The following is a 14922-nucleotide window of genomic DNA, read 5'->3' as shown; positions in this document are numbered from 1 at the left end:
CCTCTCAGTCCATGAGGAGGACGAGACTTGATTGACCATATCACCGTCGCCGTCAGCGATCTCACGAAGAGCAGGCTCTTTTATGAGAAAGCCTTCGCGCCTTTGGGGTATACGCTGTCTTTTGGAAAAGAGGAGGTATTCTGGGCTTTCGACATCGGCAATGGCTGCCTGTTCGAAATCCAGCAAGCCGACAGCACTGCACCTCTGACACGCATCCACGTGGCCTTCCGCGCCCATAGCAGAGCGGAAGTCGATGCTTTCTATCAAAGCGCGCTGGCAGCCGGCGCGCAGGACAATGGTGCACCTGGCCCGCGCCCGGACTATACGCCTCACTATTACGCCTGCTTCATTCTCGATCCCGACGGCTACAATATCGAAGCCATGATCAATCAGCCGCCTGAGAAAGCTTGAGCGGGAGCGATCTCATATCGCACAACGAAAAAAGCCGGGCAGAGCCCGGCTTTCCTGTTTCCGTAACCGGAAATTCTTATGCAGCGACAGACTGCTCTTCAGCAGCGACGCGAGCCTTGTCGGCTGCGCCCTTTGCGTAGGTGTCGCGGTCAACGAATTCGATGACGGCGAGAGCGGCGTTATCGCCCTGGCGGAAGCCGGCCTTCATGATACGCAGGTAGCCGCCGTTGCGGGTAGCGTAACGCGAAGCGATCGTGTCGAACAGCTTGTTGACGACAACAGCGTCCTTGATCTGCGAGATCGCCTGACGACGAGCGTGCAGGTCGCCGCGCTTGCCGAGGGTGACGAGCTTCTCGACGATCGGACGGATTTCCTTGGCCTTCGGCAGGGTCGTAACGATCTGCTCGTGGGTGATGAGCGAAGCCGCCATGTTGGCGAACATCGCCTTGCGGTGGCTTGCAGTTCTATTCAGCTTGCGGCCGGCTTTACCATGGCGCATTGCTATTCTCCTTTAATGCAGTGCCCTTACTTCGTTACCGGGCCTGCCGTTTCCTGGCACATGCAGGCGATATGCCTGCTGTTTGACTGGAAAAGGCAGCCGTTAAGAACCTGCCTTTTTGTTATGTTCTGCGATCGGCGTGCGGGCGGAAAACCGCTTCACACTTTTCCTCACGCCGCTCAGTACTGGTCTTCGTAGCGCTTGGCGAGATCTTCGATGTTCTCGGGCGGCCATGCCGGCACTTCCATGCCGAGGTGCAGGCCCATGGAAGCGAGAACTTCCTTGATTTCGTTCAGCGACTTGCGACCAAAGTTCGGGGTGCGGAGCATTTCTGCTTCGGTCTTCTGAATGAGGTCGCCGATGTAGACGATGTTGTCGTTCTTCAGGCAGTTTGCCGAACGAACGGACAGTTCGAGCTCGTCCACCTTCTTCAGGAGCGCCGGGTTGAAGGCCAGTTCGGTGACTGCTTCTTCTTCGGCTTCCTTCTGCGGTTCGTCGAAGTTGACGAAGACGCCAAGCTGGTCCTGGAGGATGCGAGCCGCGAAAGCGACGGCATCTTCGCCGGAGACAGAGCCATCGGTTTCGATGGTCATGGTCAGCTTGTCGTAGTCGAGAACCTGTCCTTCGCGGGTATTTTCAACCTTGTAGGACACCTTCTTGACCGGCGAATAGAGGCTGTCGACCGGGATGAGACCGATCGGAGCATCTTCCGCACGATTGCGCTCGGCCGGGACGTAGCCCTTGCCGTTGTTGACGGTGAACTCCATGCGGATTTCGGCACCCTCGTCGAGCGTGCAGATGACATGCTCGGGGTTGAGGATTTCGATATCGCCGACCGTCTGAATGTCGCCAGCCGTTACAACACCCGGACCCTGCTTGCGCACGACCATGCGCTTGGCATCGTCGCCATCCATCTTGATGGCGATTTCCTTGATGTTGAGCACGATGTCCGTAACGTCTTCACGGACGCCCGGGATCGACGAGAATTCATGCAGCACGCCGTCGATCTGCACGGCCGTAACAGCGGCACCGCGCAGAGAGGAGAGCAGAACGCGGCGCAGCGCGTTGCCGAGGGTGAGGCCGAAACCGCGCTCGAGCGGCTCTGCAACGAGAGTCGCCTTGGTGCGCGAGCTCGAAGAGAACTCCACCTTGTTCGGCTTGATCAATTCCTGCCAGTTTTTCTGAATCATGTTTTAGCCTTCCGTTCGTTGCCACCATCCAATCGTGGCAACCGAGCTTGAAAACCACCGGGAGCGCAGAGGCGCTCACCGGTGACGATAGCGATGATCAGACGCGGCGCTTCTTGCGCGGACGGCAGCCATTGTGCGGGATCGGGGTCACGTCGCGGATGGACGTGATCATGAAACCGGCAGCCTGGAGCGCGCGCAGAGCCGATTCACGGCCGGAACCCGGGCCGCAGACTTCGACTTCAAGCGACTTCATGCCATGTTCCTGAGCCTTCTTGGCGCAGTCTTCGGCAGCGATCTGGGCAGCGAACGGGGTCGACTTGCGCGAGCCCTTGAAGCCCTTGGCGCCAGCAGACGACCAGGCAATCGCATTGCCCTGCGCGTCGGTGATGGTGATCATCGTGTTGTTGAAGGTCGAGTTGACGTGAGCGACACCCGACGAGATGTTCTTACGTTCGCGACGGCGAACGCGGACGGCTTCCTTAGCCATGGTATTCCTTTCTTGGATCTCTTCACCGCCGTAATCCCAGCGGCTACACCGGAACAGCGCCTATATGGCCCCGCTCCAAACTCAAAAGAGGCCGGCGCAGACCGCCAGCCTCCCCATCCCGGTTTCCCGGAAATTACTTCTTCTTACCAGCGATCGCCTTTGCCGGGCCCTTGCGGGTACGGGCATTGGTGTGCGTGCGCTGACCGCGGACCGGAAGGCCGCGACGGTGACGCAGGCCGCGGTAGCAGCCAAGGTCCATCAGACGCTTGATGTTCATCGACGTTTCGCGACGAAGATCGCCTTCGACCTGGTAGTCGCGGTCAATGGTTTCGCGGATCTGAAGAACTTCAGCGTCCGTGAGCTGATGAACGCGGCGATCAGCCGGAATACCGACCTTTTCGATGATCTCCTGCGCGAATTTCTGTCCGATCCCGTGAATGTAGGTCAGCGCGATGACGACGCGCTTTGCAGTCGGGATGTTGACGCCAGCGATACGTGCCACGCCTATTCTCCTTGCATTCCAGTTGCCATCCGGCAATAGGGCTTCGTTATGCAGCCAAAGGCCGCTCGTTCAAATTCGGGTTCGTAACATCGCAAAACGACCGAACCCGGATTTCCTTCGGGAAATCCGCGCCGATCGCAGGGAATGTCGCGAGTTGGCGCGGTTTAGCGGAATCAGTGCAAAAAAGCAACCGTTCCCGCCAAGTTTATTTTCAAAGCTTTAAAGCTTGGAAAGAATGCCTTCGATCTCGGCGGTAACCTGATCGATTTCGGCCATGCCATCCACGGACTTCAGTGTGCCCTTGGCGTAGTAATAGCCGATCAGCGGCGAGGTTTCCTTGTAGTAGACCTCGAGACGCTTGGTCATTGTCTCGGCATTGTCGTCAGGACGACGCTTGAAGTGGGTCGAGCCGCACTTGTCGCAGACGCCTTCCTTGACCGGGACCTTGTCGGAGTCGTGATAGACAGTACCGCACTGGGCACAGGAATAACGGCCTGCCACCCGGCGGACCAGCTCCTTGTCGTCGACACGGAATTCGATAACGACAGAGAGATCGAGACCCTTGGCCTTCAGCATCGCCTCTGTGGCATCTGCCTGCACAAGCGTGCGCGGGAAGCCGTCGAGGATGAAGCCGTTAGCGCAATCGGGCTGATCGATTCGCTCGGATACGATGGCGTTGACAATCTCGTCCGAGACCAAGTTTCCGGCGTCCATGACAGCCTTGGCGCGCTTGCCGACTTCAGTACCTGCCTGAACGGCGGCGCGCAGCATGTCACCCGTGGAAAGCTGTGGAATGCCATGCTTTTCCACGATCCGCTGGGCCTGGGTCCCCTTACCCGCGCCCGGCGGCCCCAAAAGTATAAGTCTCATCGCCCCCTCTTTCCTCCACGCAACTTCGATTTCTTGATCAGGCCTTCGTACTGCTGCGCGATCAGATGGCCCTGGATCTGCGCCACCGTATCAAGAGTTACGCTAACCACGATCAAAAGCGAAGTCCCACCAAGGGATAATGGAATGCCGGTTTGCGACACCAGAATCTCAGGAAGGATGCAGACGAAGACGAGATAGATTGCGCCGATCACCGTGATACGGGTCAGCACGTAGTCGATATATTCGGCCGTACGATCACCCGGGCGAATACCGGGGATAAAGCCGCCATGCTTCTTCAGGTTATCGGCCGTGTCCTTCGGATTGAAGACGATGGCCGTGTAGAAGAAGGCGAAGAAAGCAATGAGGCCGGCATAGAGAACCATGTAGAGCGGCTGACCGTGGCCAAGTGCTGCAACGATCGAAGTGGCCCAGGCCGGCATTGCCGTCGAGCTCGCAAAGCCTGCAAGGGTCGCCGGCAGAAGAAGCAGCGAGGATGCAAAGATTGCCGGGATGACGCCCGAGGTGTTGAGCTTCAGCGGCAGATGCGAAGTGTCGCCCTGGAACATGCGGTTGCCGACCTGACGCTTCGGATACTGGATCAGCAGGCGGCGCTGCGCACGTTCGACGAAGACGATGACGGCAATGACCGCGATCGCGACGACGATGACGAGCAGAATGAGGCTTGTCGACAGCGCGCCGGTACGGCCGAGTTCCAGCGTGCCGGCAAGGGCGGTCGGAAGACCGGCTGCGATGCCCGCGAAGATGATCAGCGAAATGCCGTTGCCGATGCCGCGCGAGGTGATCTGCTCACCGAGCCACATCAGGAACATGGTGCCGCCGAGCAGCGTCAGAACGGTCGAAATCTTGAAGAACCAGCCCGGATCGACAACGAGGCCATTACCGCTCTCGAGACCAACGGCAATGCCGTAGGCCTGGAGCGCACCGAGGATGACCGTGCCGTAGCGGGTATACTGGTTGATGATCTTGCGGCCCTGCTCGCCTTCCTTCTTCAGGTTTTCGAGCGCCGGCACGACCGAGGTCATGAGCTGCACGATGATCGAAGCGGAAATGTAGGGCATGATGCCGAGGGCGAAGATCGCCATGCGCTGCACAGCGCCGCCCGAGAACATGTTGAAGAGGCCGAGAATACCGCCTGCCTGGCCCTGGAAAGCCTGAGCATATGCCTGCGGATTGAGGCCTGGAAGCGGAATATGGGTGCCCAGCCGGTACACAAGGAGAGCTGCCAGTGTGAACCACAGGCGCTTCTTAAGATCCTCAGCTTTGGCGAAGGTCGAAAAATTGAGGTTTGAAGCCAGTTGTTCCGCTGCAGAAGCCATGCGTTTCTCCGCGCTACCAATTCCGGGCGCTCTCGAGTCGGCCGGCACCGGAATCAGTATGAATTTCTTTTAAAAGCCGGGCTTCGGACGGATTGCTGGCGCAACCCTATGCCTCACCCTCGTTTCCAGTCTTACCGTCTCGACGCGGACGCGTCCAAGCAGGTTTTTGTGAGGCTCACATATGGGAGCAAAATCGCCCGGTGTGAAGCACCCCGGGCGATATATCATCAGTTTATTATTCTGCCGCTGCGGCAGAAAGAAGCGTTACCTTGCCGCCAGCCTTTTCGATCTTCTCGACGGCAGGCTTGGAAGCGCCTGCAACTTCGAGCGTGATCTTGGCCTTGAGCTCGCCGTCGGCGAGAACGCGAACGCCGTCCTTGGCACGGCGGATGACGCCGGCAGCCTTCAGAGCAGCTGCATCAACGGTTGCCTTCGCGTCGAGCTTGCCGGCATCGACGGCAGCCTGGATGCGTCCCAGCGATACGACGACGTAGTCGGCTGCGAAGATGTTGTTGAAGCCGCGCTTCGGCAGGCGACGGTAGATGGGCATCTGACCGCCTTCGAAGCCGTTGATGGCAACGCCCGAACGGGACTTCTGACCCTTTACACCACGACCACCGGTCTTGCCGGAGCCCGAGCCGATACCGCGGCCGAGGCGCTTGCGGCTGTGGGTAGAGCCTTCGTTGTCTTTAATTTCATTGAGTTTCATGAGCGTTACTCCGGGCTCACTTCTCGTCGACGACGCGAACGAGATGCTGGACTGCACGGATCATGCCACGAACGGCCGGAGTATCTTCCAGCGTGCGGCGACGGTGCATCTTGTTCAGTCCGAGACCGATCAGCGTACGCTGCTGGACGTCCGGACGGCGAATCGGGCTGCCGATCTGTTCGATCGTGACAGTCTTCGCTTCAGCCTTCTTGGTAGCCTTGGCCATTGGTCAGCTCCTCTTATTCTTCAGAGGCGTTGCCAGAAGCGGCACGGCGAGCCTGAAGCGTAGCATACTTGATGCCGCGCTGTGCTGCGATGTCCTTCGGGTGAACCTGGTGCTTCAGAGCGTCGAAGGTGGCGCGAACCATGTTGTAGGGGTTCGACGAACCGGTCGACTTGGCGACGACGTCGTGGACGCCGAGCGTTTCGAAAACGGCGCGCATCGGACCACCGGCGATGATACCGGTACCGACCTTGGCCGAGCGCAGCAGAACCTTGCCGGCGCCATGACGACCATGAACGTCGTGATGCAGCGTACGGCCGTCACGCAGCGGTACGAAGATCAGTTCGCGCTTGGCGGCTTCGGTAGCCTTGCGGATGGCTTCCGGCACTTCGCGTGCCTTGCCATGGCCGAAGCCTACGCGGCCCTTCTGGTCGCCAACGACGACGAGTGCTGCGAAACCAAAACGACGGCCGCCCTTGACGACCTTGGCGACGCGGTTGATCGCGACAAGCTTGTCGACGAATTCGCTATCGCGCTCTTCGCGGCTCTGGCGGTCTTCCCGCTGCGGCCTTCTTTCCTGTGCCATTGTCCTCTTCCTTTTTCTTTTCCGGGTGCAATCGGCAAACAAAACGAGGACCGCATCGGCTTCCGCGAGGGAACGATTTGCGGTCCGGTGAAATCCGGCCGAAGACTATGAACGCTTCGGCCGGAAACTATTAGAAGGTCAGACCGCCTTCGCGGGCTGCATCCGCCAGGGCCTTGATGCGGCCGTGATAGATGAAGGCGCCACGGTCGAATACGACCTCGGTCACGCCTGCCTTCGAAGCGCGGTCTGCAACGAGCTTGCCAACGAGGGCAGCTGCTGCGGTGTCGGCACCGGTCTTCAGAGAACCGCGCAGATCCTTATCGAGCGTCGATGCAGCGGCAAGGGTCTTGCCAGCAACATCGTCGATAACCTGAGCGTAAATGTTCTTCGACGAGCGATGAACCGACAGGCGCGGACGGCCGTTGGCCACCGACTTGAGATGACGGCGCACGCGGTTGGCACGACGTGCAAGTGCTTCTTTCCTGCTAGCCATTTCGCGTGATCCTTACTTCTTCTTGCCTTCTTTGCGGACAATCCGCTCTTCGGCATACTTGACGCCCTTGCCCTTGTAGGGCTCCGGACCGCGGTATTCGCGGATCTCGGCGGCGACCTGACCGACCTGCTGCTTGTTGATGCCGGTGACGACGATTTCCGTCGGCTTCGGCACAGCGATCGTGATGCCCTGCGGCGGTTCATAGACCACGTCGTGGCTGAAACCGAGAGCCAGCTGCAGGTTCTTGCCCTGCAGCGAAGCGCGGTAACCAACGCCGTTGATTTCAAGCTTGCGCTCGAAGCCGTCCTTGACGCCCTTGAAGATGTTTTCGATCATCGTGCGGGACATGCCCCACTTCGAACGAGCTTCCTTCGTCTGGCTGATCGGCGCTACGACGACCGCATTGTTTTCGAGCTTTACGCTGATTTCGTCGTTTGCGACGAAAAACAGCTCGCCCTTCGGGCCCTTAGCGGTAACCTTCTGGCCATCGACCGTAGCCGTGATCCCAGCAGGCACCTGAACGGGCTTCTTACCGATACGAGACATGTTTCAATCCTGTCTGTTCGCTATGGAGACCCTGCGCAGTCTTAGAAGACCGAGCAGAGAACCTCGCCACCAACGTTCTGTTCGCGAGCCTGGTGATCGGCCATCACGCCCTTCGGGGTCGAAAGGATGGTGATGCCGAGGCCGTTCGCGACCTGCGGAATGGACTTGACCGAGACATAAACCCGGCGGCCCGGCTTGGACACACGGCCGATCTCACGGATCACCGATGCGCCTTCATAGTACTTGAGTTCGATGTTCAGTTCGGACTTGCCGTTGCCGAAATCGACGACGGAATAGCCACGGATGTAGCCTTCGGACTGGAGAACATCGAGAACACGTGCACGGAGCTTGGAAGCAGGCGTCGAAACCGACGACTTGCGACGCGAAGCACCGTTGCGGATACGGGTGAGCATATCGCCCAACGGATCAGTCATTGTCATCTAACCTGCTCCTTACCAGCTCGACTTGACGATGCCCGGCACCTTGCCGAGATTGCCCAGTTCGCGCAGCGCGATACGCGACATACGCAGTTTACGGTAGTAAGCGCGCGGACGACCGGACACTTCGCAACGGTTGCGAATGCGGGTCTTCGATCCGTCACGCGGCAGGGATGCCAGCTTGATCGAGGCCTTGAACCGCTCTTCGATAGGAAGAGCCTGGTTCATGATGATCGCCTTCAGGGCAGCGCGCTTGGCGGCCTGGTTTGCGACCGTATTACGGCGGCGCTTGTTCTTTTCAACTGCGCTTGTCTTCGCCATGTCAGGTTCCTTTTCTACGCTCGTCGTTACGGTTACTGACGGAACGGGAAGCTGAACTCCGTGAGGAGCGTGCGAGCTTCGTCGTCGGTCGTGGCCGTCGTGCAAACGATGATGTCCATGCCCCACATCTGATCAACCTTGTCGTAGTTGATTTCTGGGAACACAATGTGCTCCTTGATGCCCATGGCGAAGTTGCCACGGCCGTCAAAGCTCTTCGGGTTCAGGCCGCGGAAGTCGCGAACGCGCGGAAGCGCGATGTTGACCAGGCGATCCAGGAACTCGTACATGCGGGCGCCGCGCAGGGTGACCTTTGCGCCGATCGGCATGTTTTCGCGGACCTTGAAGCCAGCGATAGAGTTGCGTGCACGGGTGATGACCGGCTTCTGACCAGCAATGGCGGCCAGATCGGCGGCAGCAACGGTCGGCTTCTTCGAGTCAGCCGTGGCTTCGCCCACACCCATGTTGATAACGATCTTGTCGAGCTTCGGGATCATCATCTCGTTGGCGTAGGAGTACTTCTCCTGAAGCGCCTTGCGGATCCGCTCGACATATTCCTTCTTGAGCCGCGGCTCGTACTTTGCCTCAGCCATCGATCACTTCTCCCGAACGCTTGGCCACGCGGACCTTCTTGCCGTCAACAACCTTGAAGCCGACACGGGTCGGCTTGCCGTCCTTGTCGATGATCGAGACGTTGGACAGGTGGACCGAAGCTTCCTTGGAAATAATCCCGGCTTCCTGGGTCTGTGTCTGGCGCTGGTGGCGCTTTACGAGGTTTACGCCGCGAATGACGGCGCGATCTTCCTTCGGCAGGACCTGGAGGACTTCGCCGGTACGGCCCTTGTCCTTGCCTGCGAGCATGACGACCTTGTCGCCCTTACGAATCTTCTGCATCGTTCCCGCTCCTTACAGTACTTCGGGAGCCAGCGAGATGATCTTCATGTGGTTCTTCGCACGCAATTCGCGCGGAACCGGTCCGAAGATACGGGTGCCGATCGGCTCTTTCTTGTTGTCGATGAGGACTGCTGCATTGGTGTCGAAGCGGATGACAGAGCCATCCGGACGACGGATGTCCTTGGCGGTGCGAACGACAACCGCCTTCATCACGTCACCCTTCTTCACACGGCCGCGCGGAATAGCTTCCTTGATCGAAACGACGATAACGTCGCCGATCGAGGCATACTTGCGCTTCGAGCCGCCCAGCACCTTGATGCACATGACACGACGGGCGCCGGAATTATCCGCGACGTCGAGGTTTGTTTGCATCTGAATCATATCAGGTCGCCTTCTTGTTCTTACCGGAATGGTTGGGCAAAGCCCCCTCTTCCGGCTTATGAAAATTGTCTACCGGCCGCTCGTCACGAGGACAGCGAAAACGCGGCAATAGCTTGAATAGCGCGGGATAGATCGTTGCCAGGGTGGTTTCCCAAACGGGACCTTCCGTGCGCTTAAAGCAAAAGAACGCCCGGCATTCGAGCGTTCCGACGCTGCTTCATATAGAAATTTCCGCGAGACGCAAGGCCTCGCGCAAAATTCTTACTTGGCCTGGGCGGCAACGACCGTCCAGCGCTTGTCCTTGGAGATCGGCGCGCACTCCTCGATGGAGACGATATCGCCGATCTTGTACTGATTGTTTTCGTCGTGGGCCTTGTACTTCTTGGAGCGACGAACGGTCTTCTGGAGCAGCGGATGAGCGAAACGACGCTCAACGCGAACTACGACAGTCTTCTCGTTCTTGTCACCAACCACGACGCCCTGCAGAATACGCTTCGGCATGTTCTTTTTTCCTTAAGCCTTTGCTTCTGCCGCCTTCTGGCGGGCAATGGTTTTCACGCGGGCGATGTCCTTGCGGACTTCGTTGATGCGCGAGGTCTTCTCAAGCTGGTTCGTCGCCTTCTGGAAGCGCAGGTTGAACTGCTCCTTCTTCAGGTCGGCGAGCTTGTCCTTGAGCTGGTCGGCCGTGAGGCCGCGTACTTCTTCGGCTTTCATCGTGCCTTCTCCTTACTCTGCGATGCGCTGTACAAAGCGCGTCTTGACCGAGAGCTTGGCCGAGCCGAGGCGAAGCGCTTCACGCGCGATTTCCTCGGAGACACCGTCGATCTCGAACATCATACGACCAGGCTTGACCTTGCATGCCCAGTATTCCACGGAACCCTTACCTTTACCCATGCGGACTTCGGTAGGCTTTGCGGTTACCGGAACGTCCGGGAACACGCGGATCCAAACACGACCGGCACGCTTCATGTAACGCGTGATCGCGCGGCGGGCCGCTTCGATCTCACGAGCGTTAACGCGGTTCGGCTCCTGAGCCTTCAGGCCGAATTCGCCGAAGGCAAGGTCGGAACCGCCCTTGGCTACGCCCTTGATGCGGCCCTTGAACTGCTTGCGGTACTTAGTACGCTTTGGCTGCAACATTTTCTTACTTCTCCGAGCTTATCTTTCGCCAGCGCTAATTACGCGTTGTCGCGTTCGCGGCGACGATCGCCACGGTCGCGTTCGCGGCTTGCCGGGCCCTGTGCGTCGCCTTCCAGCGCGCGGCGTTCGGAAGCCATCGGATCGTGCTCAAGGATTTCGCCCTTGAAGATCCAGACCTTGATGCCGCAGATACCGAATGCGGTTTCGGCTTCAGCCGTACCGTAGTCGATGTCAGCGCGCAGGGTGTGCAGCGGAACGCGGCCTTCGCGGTACCATTCCGTACGAGCGATTTCTGCACCGCCGAGACGGCCTGCGCAGGTGATCTTGATGCCTTCGGCGCCAAGACGCATCGCGGACTGAACGGCGCGCTTCATAGCGCGGCGGAAAGCCACGCGGCGCTCGAGCTGCTGGGCGATCGACTGAGCAACGAGCGTTGCGTCGACTTCCGGCTTGCGCACTTCAACGATGTTGAGATGCGTTTCGGAGTTCGTCATGTCCGACAGCTTCTTGCGGAGCTTGTCGATGTCGGCGCCCTTGCGGCCGATGATCAGGCCCGGACGGGCCGAGTGGATCGTGACGCGGCACTTCTTGTGCGGACGCTCGATAACCACCTTGGAGATACCAGCCTGCTTCAGTTCGCTCATCACGAACTTACGCATCTTCAGGTCTTCGTGCAGGAGCTGGCCGTACTCGGCATTGTCCGCAAACCAGCGGCTATCCCAGGTACGGTTGATGCCAAGACGGAAACCAATCGGATTGATTTTCTGACCCATTATGCGGCCTCCTCTTGTGCCTGCACTTCACGAACGACGATCGTCAGGTGAGCGAACGGACGTTCGATGCGCGACGCGCGGCCGCGGCCGCGGGCGTGGAAGCGCTTCATGACGATCGACTTGCCGACATAAGCCTCGGCGACGACGAGAGCGTCGACGTCGAGGTCATGGTTGTTCTCGGCGTTGGCGATCGCAGATTCGAGCGTCTTCTTGACGGCACCTGCGATACGCTTGCGGGAGAATTCCAGCTCAGCGAGTGCACGCTCTACCTTCTTGCCGCGGATGGCCGCAGCAACCAGGTTGAGCTTCTGGGGGCTGACGCGGAGCGTGCGGGCGACTGCCTGCGCTTCGTTGTCCTTGAGCCGGCGTTCTGTTTTTGCCTTGCCCATCGTTACTTCCTCTTTGCCTTCTTGTCCGCGCCGTGACCGTAGTAGGTCCGGGTCGGAGAGAATTCACCGAACTTGTGACCGACCATGTCTTCATTGACGCTGACCGGAACATGCTTGCTGCCGTTGTAGACGCCGAAGGTGAGACCGACGAACTGCGGCAGGATCGTGGAGCGACGGCTCCAGATCTTGATCACTTCTGCACGTCCGCCTTCACGAACCTTCTCAGCCTTCTTGAGAAGATAGCCGTCAACGAACGGACCTTTCCATACTGAACGAGCCATTGGAGACTTCCTCTCTTACTTCTTACGCTGATGACGCGAGCGCATGATCATCTTATCGGTCGACTTGTTCGACCGAGTGCGCTTGCCCTTGGTCGGCTTGCCCCACGGAGAAACCGGGTGACGACCACCAGAGGTGCGGCCTTCACCACCGCCGTGCGGATGGTCGACCGGGTTCATGACGACACCGCGGTTATGCGGACGCTTACCGCGCCAAACGGTACGACCGGCCTTGCCGTCGTTGATGTTGGCGTGGTCCGGGTTGGACACGGCACCAATCGAAGCAAGGCAGACGCCGTGCACGAGGCGCTGTTCGCCAGAGTTCAGGCGAAGGATCGCCATGCCCTGGTCGCGGCCGACGAGCTGCGCGTAGGAACCGGCGGAGCGAGCGATCTGACCGCCCTTGCCCGGCTTCATTTCCACATTGTGAATGATGGAGCCGACCGGGATGTACTGCAGCGGCATCGTGTTGCCGGGCTTGACGTCGACAGCCTTTTCCGAAGCGATGACCTTGTCGCCGGCAGCAAGGCGCTGCGGAGCGATGATGTAGGCCTGTTCGCCGTCGGTGTAGGTTACGAGCGCGATGAACGCCGTACGGTTCGGATCGTATTCGATACGTTCGACGGTGCCTTCAACGTCGAACTTGCGACGCTTGAAGTCCACCAGACGGTAGCTGCGCTTGTGACCGCCGCCGATGAAGCGGGCTGTGATGCGGCCGAGGTTGTTACGACCGCCGCTCTTGGTCAGACCTTCCGTCAGCGCCTTGACCGGCTTGCCCTTGTAGAGGCCAGAACGGTCGACGATGACCAGCTGGCGCTGGCTCGGGGTCGTCGGATTGAATGTTTTCAATGCCATTTTATTAATCCTCAGAGACCGGTGGAGACGTCGATCGTCTGGCCTTCAGCCAACGTCACGACAGCCTTCTTCACGTCCTGCTGCTTGCCGACAAAACCGCGGAAACGGCGGGTCTTGCCCTTGCGCAGCAGAGTGTTGACGGCGGTAACCTTGACGCCGAAGAGCGCCTCGACTGCAGCCTTGATTTCCGGCTTCGTCGCCTTCTTGGCGACATTGAAAACAACCTGGTTGTTTTCCGATACCAGCGTGGACTTTTCGGTGATCGCAGGAGAAACGATCACATCGTAGTGGCGGAGATCGGTCACTTGAATCGCTCCTCTAGCGCTTCAACGGCAGCCTTGGAAAGCACGAGCTTGCCGCGGCGGACGATGTCGTAAACGTTGATGCCCTGGATCGGCAGAACATCGATGTTCGGAATGTTCTGTGCAGCGAGCTTGAAGTTACCGTCGAGCTCGGCGCCGCCGATGAAGAGGGCGTTGGTGAGGCCCAGCGTTGCGAATACGCCGGCCAGAGCCTTCGTCTTTGCTTCGTTGGCGACCAGATCATCGATGATGATCAGTTCATCTGCCTTGATCTTGGCGGACAGCGCATGACGCAGGCCGAGCGCACGAACCTTCTTGGGAAGGTCGTGTTCGTGGCTGCGAGCAACCGGGCCATGAGCCTTACCACCGCCGCGGAACTGCGGAGCACGAGCCGAATGGTGACGAGCGCGGCCCGTACCCTTCTGCTTGTACATCTTGGCGCCGGTGCGCCAGACGTCTGCGCGGCCTTTTGCCTGGTGCGTGCCCTGCTGCTTCTTGGCAAGCTGCCAGCGGATAACGCGGGCGAGAATATCTTCGCGGGGCTCAAGGCCGAAAATCGCTTCCGAAAGGGAAACCTTCCCAGCGTCTTTTCCCTCGAGGGTCTTGACGTTCAATTCCATTGGTCTGGCTCCCTTACTTCGCTGCCGACTTGACGGCGTCGCGCACGATGATCCAGGCACCCTTGGAACCGGGTACTGCACCCTTGATCAGGATCAGACCGCGATCTTCGTCGGTCGAAACGACTTCAAGGTTCTGCGTCGTCACGCGCGTCTGGCCCATGTGACCAGCCATCTTCTTGTTCTTGAAAACCTTGCCCGGATCCTGGCGCGAACCCGTCGAGCCGTGCGAACGGTGCGAAACGGACACACCGTGCGTAGCGCGAAGACCGCCGAAGCCGTGGCGCTTCATGGCGCCGGCAAAGCCCTTACCAATCGTCGTGCCAGTGACATCGACGAGCTGACCAGCAGCAAAGTGACCGGCCTTGAGCTCGGTGCCAATGTCGAGCAGGTTGTCTTCCGAAACACGGAATTCCTGCAGCTTGGCCTTGGGCTCGACATTAGCGACGGCGAAGTTGCCGCGCATAGCCTTGGACGTGTTCTTTACCTTGGCCTGGCCAGCACCGAGCTGAAGCGCGGTATAGCCATTCTTTTCTACGGTCCGCTGGGCCACAACCTGGCAGCCATCCATACGCAGTACCGTTACAGGGACATGCTCGCCGGCGTCGTTGTAGACGCGGGTCATTCCCACCTTCTGTGCAATCACACCTGAACGCATCGGTTCAATCCTTCCAACTCAGCTCGA

Annotated in this window: 27 protein-coding genes; 1 reads left to right on the top strand and 26 read right to left on the bottom strand. The window is 59.1% G+C overall.

The window, feature by feature from the left end:
- The first annotated feature begins 27 nt into the window (after window positions 1–27).
- A complete protein-coding gene (locus LVY75_17315; GenBank protein XAZ24939.1) occupies window positions 28–411 on the top strand; it encodes a VOC family protein in 384 nt (127 codons plus the stop codon).
- Window positions 412–487: 76 nt separating this feature from the next.
- On the opposite strand, the gene rplQ is transcribed toward LVY75_17315, so the two are convergent.
- The 26 genes from rplQ to rplC all read right to left on the bottom strand — a co-directional run bounded on the left by rplQ (window position 488) and on the right by rplC (window position 14895).
- Window positions 488–910 (bottom strand): 50S ribosomal protein L17, encoded by a 423-nt coding sequence (gene rplQ, locus LVY75_17310; protein XAZ24938.1) that lies wholly within the window; start codon window positions 908–910, stop codon window positions 488–490.
- Between the two features lie 179 nt (window positions 911–1089).
- Complete coding sequence (locus LVY75_17305) at window positions 1090–2100, bottom strand: DNA-directed RNA polymerase subunit alpha (GenBank protein XAZ24937.1); 1011 nt, start codon at window positions 2098–2100, stop codon at window positions 1090–1092.
- A gap of 97 nt (window positions 2101–2197) precedes the next feature.
- Window positions 2198–2587, bottom strand: coding sequence for a 30S ribosomal protein S11 (gene rpsK / locus LVY75_17300; GenBank protein XAZ24936.1), 390 nt, complete (start codon window positions 2585–2587; stop codon window positions 2198–2200).
- Between the two features lie 133 nt (window positions 2588–2720).
- The gene (gene rpsM / locus LVY75_17295) at window positions 2721–3089 is read right to left on the bottom strand and encodes a 30S ribosomal protein S13 (protein ID XAZ24935.1); all 369 of its coding nucleotides are present in this window, start codon (window positions 3087–3089) and stop codon (window positions 2721–2723) included.
- 219 nt (window positions 3090–3308) lie between these two features.
- Window positions 3309–3959 (bottom strand): adenylate kinase, encoded by a 651-nt coding sequence (locus LVY75_17290; protein ID XAZ24934.1) that lies wholly within the window; start codon window positions 3957–3959, stop codon window positions 3309–3311.
- The gene (secY, locus tag LVY75_17285; protein XAZ24933.1) at window positions 3956–5296 is read right to left on the bottom strand and encodes a preprotein translocase subunit SecY; all 1341 of its coding nucleotides are present in this window, start codon (window positions 5294–5296) and stop codon (window positions 3956–3958) included. Before secY ends, LVY75_17290 begins: the two co-directional genes overlap by 4 nt.
- 235 nt (window positions 5297–5531) lie before the next feature.
- The gene (rplO, locus tag LVY75_17280) at window positions 5532–6005 is read right to left on the bottom strand and encodes a 50S ribosomal protein L15 (GenBank protein XAZ24932.1); all 474 of its coding nucleotides are present in this window, start codon (window positions 6003–6005) and stop codon (window positions 5532–5534) included.
- A 16-nt stretch (window positions 6006–6021) separates the two neighbouring features.
- On the bottom strand, window positions 6022–6231 hold the full coding sequence (rpmD, locus tag LVY75_17275; GenBank protein ID XAZ24931.1) for a 50S ribosomal protein L30: 210 nt from the start codon (window positions 6229–6231) through the stop codon (window positions 6022–6024).
- A 13-nt stretch (window positions 6232–6244) separates the two neighbouring features.
- Window positions 6245–6814, bottom strand: a complete 570-nt coding sequence (rpsE, locus tag LVY75_17270; GenBank protein ID XAZ24930.1) for a 30S ribosomal protein S5 — start codon at window positions 6812–6814, stop codon at window positions 6245–6247.
- Between the two features lie 130 nt (window positions 6815–6944).
- Window positions 6945–7307, bottom strand: coding sequence for a 50S ribosomal protein L18 (gene rplR, locus LVY75_17265; GenBank protein XAZ24929.1), 363 nt, complete (start codon window positions 7305–7307; stop codon window positions 6945–6947).
- A 12-nt stretch (window positions 7308–7319) separates the two neighbouring features.
- Window positions 7320–7853 (bottom strand): 50S ribosomal protein L6, encoded by a 534-nt coding sequence (rplF, locus tag LVY75_17260; protein ID XAZ24928.1) that lies wholly within the window; start codon window positions 7851–7853, stop codon window positions 7320–7322.
- 41 nt (window positions 7854–7894) lie between these two features.
- Window positions 7895–8293 (bottom strand): 30S ribosomal protein S8, encoded by a 399-nt coding sequence (gene rpsH, locus LVY75_17255; GenBank protein ID XAZ24927.1) that lies wholly within the window; start codon window positions 8291–8293, stop codon window positions 7895–7897.
- A gap of 12 nt (window positions 8294–8305) precedes the next feature.
- Window positions 8306–8611, bottom strand: a complete 306-nt coding sequence (gene rpsN / locus LVY75_17250) for a 30S ribosomal protein S14 (protein ID XAZ24926.1) — start codon at window positions 8609–8611, stop codon at window positions 8306–8308.
- Between the two features lie 32 nt (window positions 8612–8643).
- A complete protein-coding gene (gene rplE, locus LVY75_17245; GenBank protein ID XAZ24925.1) occupies window positions 8644–9201 on the bottom strand; it encodes a 50S ribosomal protein L5 in 558 nt (185 codons plus the stop codon).
- Window positions 9194–9502: a 50S ribosomal protein L24 gene (rplX, locus tag LVY75_17240; GenBank protein ID XAZ24924.1), complete on the bottom strand. Its 309-nt coding sequence runs from the start codon at window positions 9500–9502 to the stop codon at window positions 9194–9196. The genes rplE and rplX overlap by 8 nt, the downstream gene beginning before the upstream one ends.
- 12 nt (window positions 9503–9514) lie before the next feature.
- Window positions 9515–9883: a 50S ribosomal protein L14 gene (gene rplN / locus LVY75_17235; GenBank protein XAZ24923.1), complete on the bottom strand. Its 369-nt coding sequence runs from the start codon at window positions 9881–9883 to the stop codon at window positions 9515–9517.
- A 261-nt stretch (window positions 9884–10144) separates the two neighbouring features.
- Window positions 10145–10384 carry a 30S ribosomal protein S17 gene (gene rpsQ, locus LVY75_17230; GenBank protein XAZ24922.1) on the bottom strand — a complete coding sequence of 80 codons (240 nt, stop codon included), beginning with the start codon at window positions 10382–10384 and terminating at the stop codon, window positions 10145–10147.
- A 12-nt stretch (window positions 10385–10396) separates the two neighbouring features.
- Window positions 10397–10597: a 50S ribosomal protein L29 gene (gene rpmC / locus LVY75_17225; GenBank protein XAZ24921.1), complete on the bottom strand. Its 201-nt coding sequence runs from the start codon at window positions 10595–10597 to the stop codon at window positions 10397–10399.
- Between the two features lie 12 nt (window positions 10598–10609).
- Complete coding sequence (gene rplP, locus LVY75_17220) at window positions 10610–11023, bottom strand: 50S ribosomal protein L16 (protein XAZ24920.1); 414 nt, start codon at window positions 11021–11023, stop codon at window positions 10610–10612.
- Between the two features lie 38 nt (window positions 11024–11061).
- A complete protein-coding gene (gene rpsC, locus LVY75_17215; protein ID XAZ24919.1) occupies window positions 11062–11796 on the bottom strand; it encodes a 30S ribosomal protein S3 in 735 nt (244 codons plus the stop codon).
- The gene (rplV, locus tag LVY75_17210; protein ID XAZ24918.1) at window positions 11796–12185 is read right to left on the bottom strand and encodes a 50S ribosomal protein L22; all 390 of its coding nucleotides are present in this window, start codon (window positions 12183–12185) and stop codon (window positions 11796–11798) included. The genes rpsC and rplV overlap by 1 nt, the downstream gene beginning before the upstream one ends.
- Window positions 12186–12187: 2 nt before the next feature.
- Complete coding sequence (gene rpsS / locus LVY75_17205) at window positions 12188–12466, bottom strand: 30S ribosomal protein S19 (GenBank protein XAZ24917.1); 279 nt, start codon at window positions 12464–12466, stop codon at window positions 12188–12190.
- A gap of 15 nt (window positions 12467–12481) precedes the next feature.
- Window positions 12482–13318 carry a 50S ribosomal protein L2 gene (gene rplB, locus LVY75_17200; protein XAZ24916.1) on the bottom strand — a complete coding sequence of 279 codons (837 nt, stop codon included), beginning with the start codon at window positions 13316–13318 and terminating at the stop codon, window positions 12482–12484.
- A gap of 11 nt (window positions 13319–13329) precedes the next feature.
- Entirely contained in the window at window positions 13330–13623 is a 294-nt protein-coding gene (locus tag LVY75_17195) for a 50S ribosomal protein L23 (protein ID XAZ24915.1), read from the bottom strand.
- Complete coding sequence (gene rplD / locus LVY75_17190) at window positions 13620–14240, bottom strand: 50S ribosomal protein L4 (protein XAZ24914.1); 621 nt, start codon at window positions 14238–14240, stop codon at window positions 13620–13622. The genes LVY75_17195 and rplD overlap by 4 nt, the downstream gene beginning before the upstream one ends.
- Window positions 14241–14253: 13 nt before the next feature.
- Complete coding sequence (rplC, locus tag LVY75_17185; protein XAZ24913.1) at window positions 14254–14895, bottom strand: 50S ribosomal protein L3; 642 nt, start codon at window positions 14893–14895, stop codon at window positions 14254–14256.
- Between the last annotated feature and the right edge of the window lie 27 nt (window positions 14896–14922).

It is taken from the genome of Sinorhizobium sp. B11 (genome assembly GCA_039725955.1).
In the GTDB taxonomy this organism is placed as follows: Bacteria; Pseudomonadota; Alphaproteobacteria; order Rhizobiales; family Rhizobiaceae; genus Rhizobium.
Note: the sequence above shows the minus strand (reverse complement) of the source record. Positions and strands in the feature narration are given on the sequence as shown.

Excerpts from the sequence above, each read along its gene's own strand:
- rpsS (XAZ24917.1), bottom strand. The coding sequence starts at position 12,466 with ATGGCTCGTTCAGTATGGAAAGGTCCGTTCGTTGACGGCTATCTTCTC.
- secY (XAZ24933.1), bottom strand. The coding sequence starts at position 5,296 with ATGGCTTCTGCAGCGGAACAACTGGCTTCAAACCTCAATTTTTCGACC.
- rplN (XAZ24923.1), bottom strand. The coding sequence starts at position 9,883 with ATGATTCAGATGCAAACAAACCTCGACGTCGCGGATAATTCCGGCGCC.
- rpsH (XAZ24927.1), bottom strand. The coding sequence starts at position 8,293 with ATGACAATGACTGATCCGTTGGGCGATATGCTCACCCGTATCCGCAAC.
- rplQ (XAZ24938.1), bottom strand. The coding sequence starts at position 910 with ATGCGCCATGGTAAAGCCGGCCGCAAGCTGAATAGAACTGCAAGCCAC.
- rpsE (XAZ24930.1), bottom strand. The coding sequence starts at position 6,814 with ATGGCACAGGAAAGAAGGCCGCAGCGGGAAGACCGCCAGAGCCGCGAA.
- rplR (XAZ24929.1), bottom strand. The coding sequence starts at position 7,307 with ATGGCTAGCAGGAAAGAAGCACTTGCACGTCGTGCCAACCGCGTGCGC.
- rpsK (XAZ24936.1), bottom strand. The coding sequence starts at position 2,587 with ATGGCTAAGGAAGCCGTCCGCGTTCGCCGTCGCGAACGTAAGAACATC.
- rplV (XAZ24918.1), bottom strand. The coding sequence starts at position 12,185 with ATGGGCAAGGCAAAAACAGAACGCCGGCTCAAGGACAACGAAGCGCAG.
- rplD (XAZ24914.1), bottom strand. The coding sequence starts at position 14,240 with ATGGAATTGAACGTCAAGACCCTCGAGGGAAAAGACGCTGGGAAGGTT.
- rplO (XAZ24932.1), bottom strand. The coding sequence starts at position 6,005 with ATGAAACTCAATGAAATTAAAGACAACGAAGGCTCTACCCACAGCCGC.
- rplC (XAZ24913.1), bottom strand. The coding sequence starts at position 14,895 with ATGCGTTCAGGTGTGATTGCACAGAAGGTGGGAATGACCCGCGTCTAC.
- rpmC (XAZ24921.1), bottom strand. The coding sequence starts at position 10,597 with ATGAAAGCCGAAGAAGTACGCGGCCTCACGGCCGACCAGCTCAAGGAC.
- rplF (XAZ24928.1), bottom strand. The coding sequence starts at position 7,853 with ATGTCTCGTATCGGTAAGAAGCCCGTTCAGGTGCCTGCTGGGATCACG.
- rplE (XAZ24925.1), bottom strand. The coding sequence starts at position 9,201 with ATGGCTGAGGCAAAGTACGAGCCGCGGCTCAAGAAGGAATATGTCGAG.
- LVY75_17305 (XAZ24937.1), bottom strand. The coding sequence starts at position 2,100 with ATGATTCAGAAAAACTGGCAGGAATTGATCAAGCCGAACAAGGTGGAG.
- LVY75_17290 (XAZ24934.1), bottom strand. The coding sequence starts at position 3,959 with ATGAGACTTATACTTTTGGGGCCGCCGGGCGCGGGTAAGGGGACCCAG.
- rplX (XAZ24924.1), bottom strand. The coding sequence starts at position 9,502 with ATGCAGAAGATTCGTAAGGGCGACAAGGTCGTCATGCTCGCAGGCAAG.
- rpsN (XAZ24926.1), bottom strand. The coding sequence starts at position 8,611 with ATGGCGAAGACAAGCGCAGTTGAAAAGAACAAGCGCCGCCGTAATACG.
- rpsC (XAZ24919.1), bottom strand. The coding sequence starts at position 11,796 with ATGGGTCAGAAAATCAATCCGATTGGTTTCCGTCTTGGCATCAACCGT.
- rpsQ (XAZ24922.1), bottom strand. The coding sequence starts at position 10,384 with ATGCCGAAGCGTATTCTGCAGGGCGTCGTGGTTGGTGACAAGAACGAG.
- rplP (XAZ24920.1), bottom strand. The coding sequence starts at position 11,023 with ATGTTGCAGCCAAAGCGTACTAAGTACCGCAAGCAGTTCAAGGGCCGC.
- rpmD (XAZ24931.1), bottom strand. The coding sequence starts at position 6,231 with ATGGCCAAGGCTACCAAGAAGGCTGAAGCGAAGACTGTCACGATCGAA.
- rplB (XAZ24916.1), bottom strand. The coding sequence starts at position 13,318 with ATGGCATTGAAAACATTCAATCCGACGACCCCGAGCCAGCGCCAGCTG.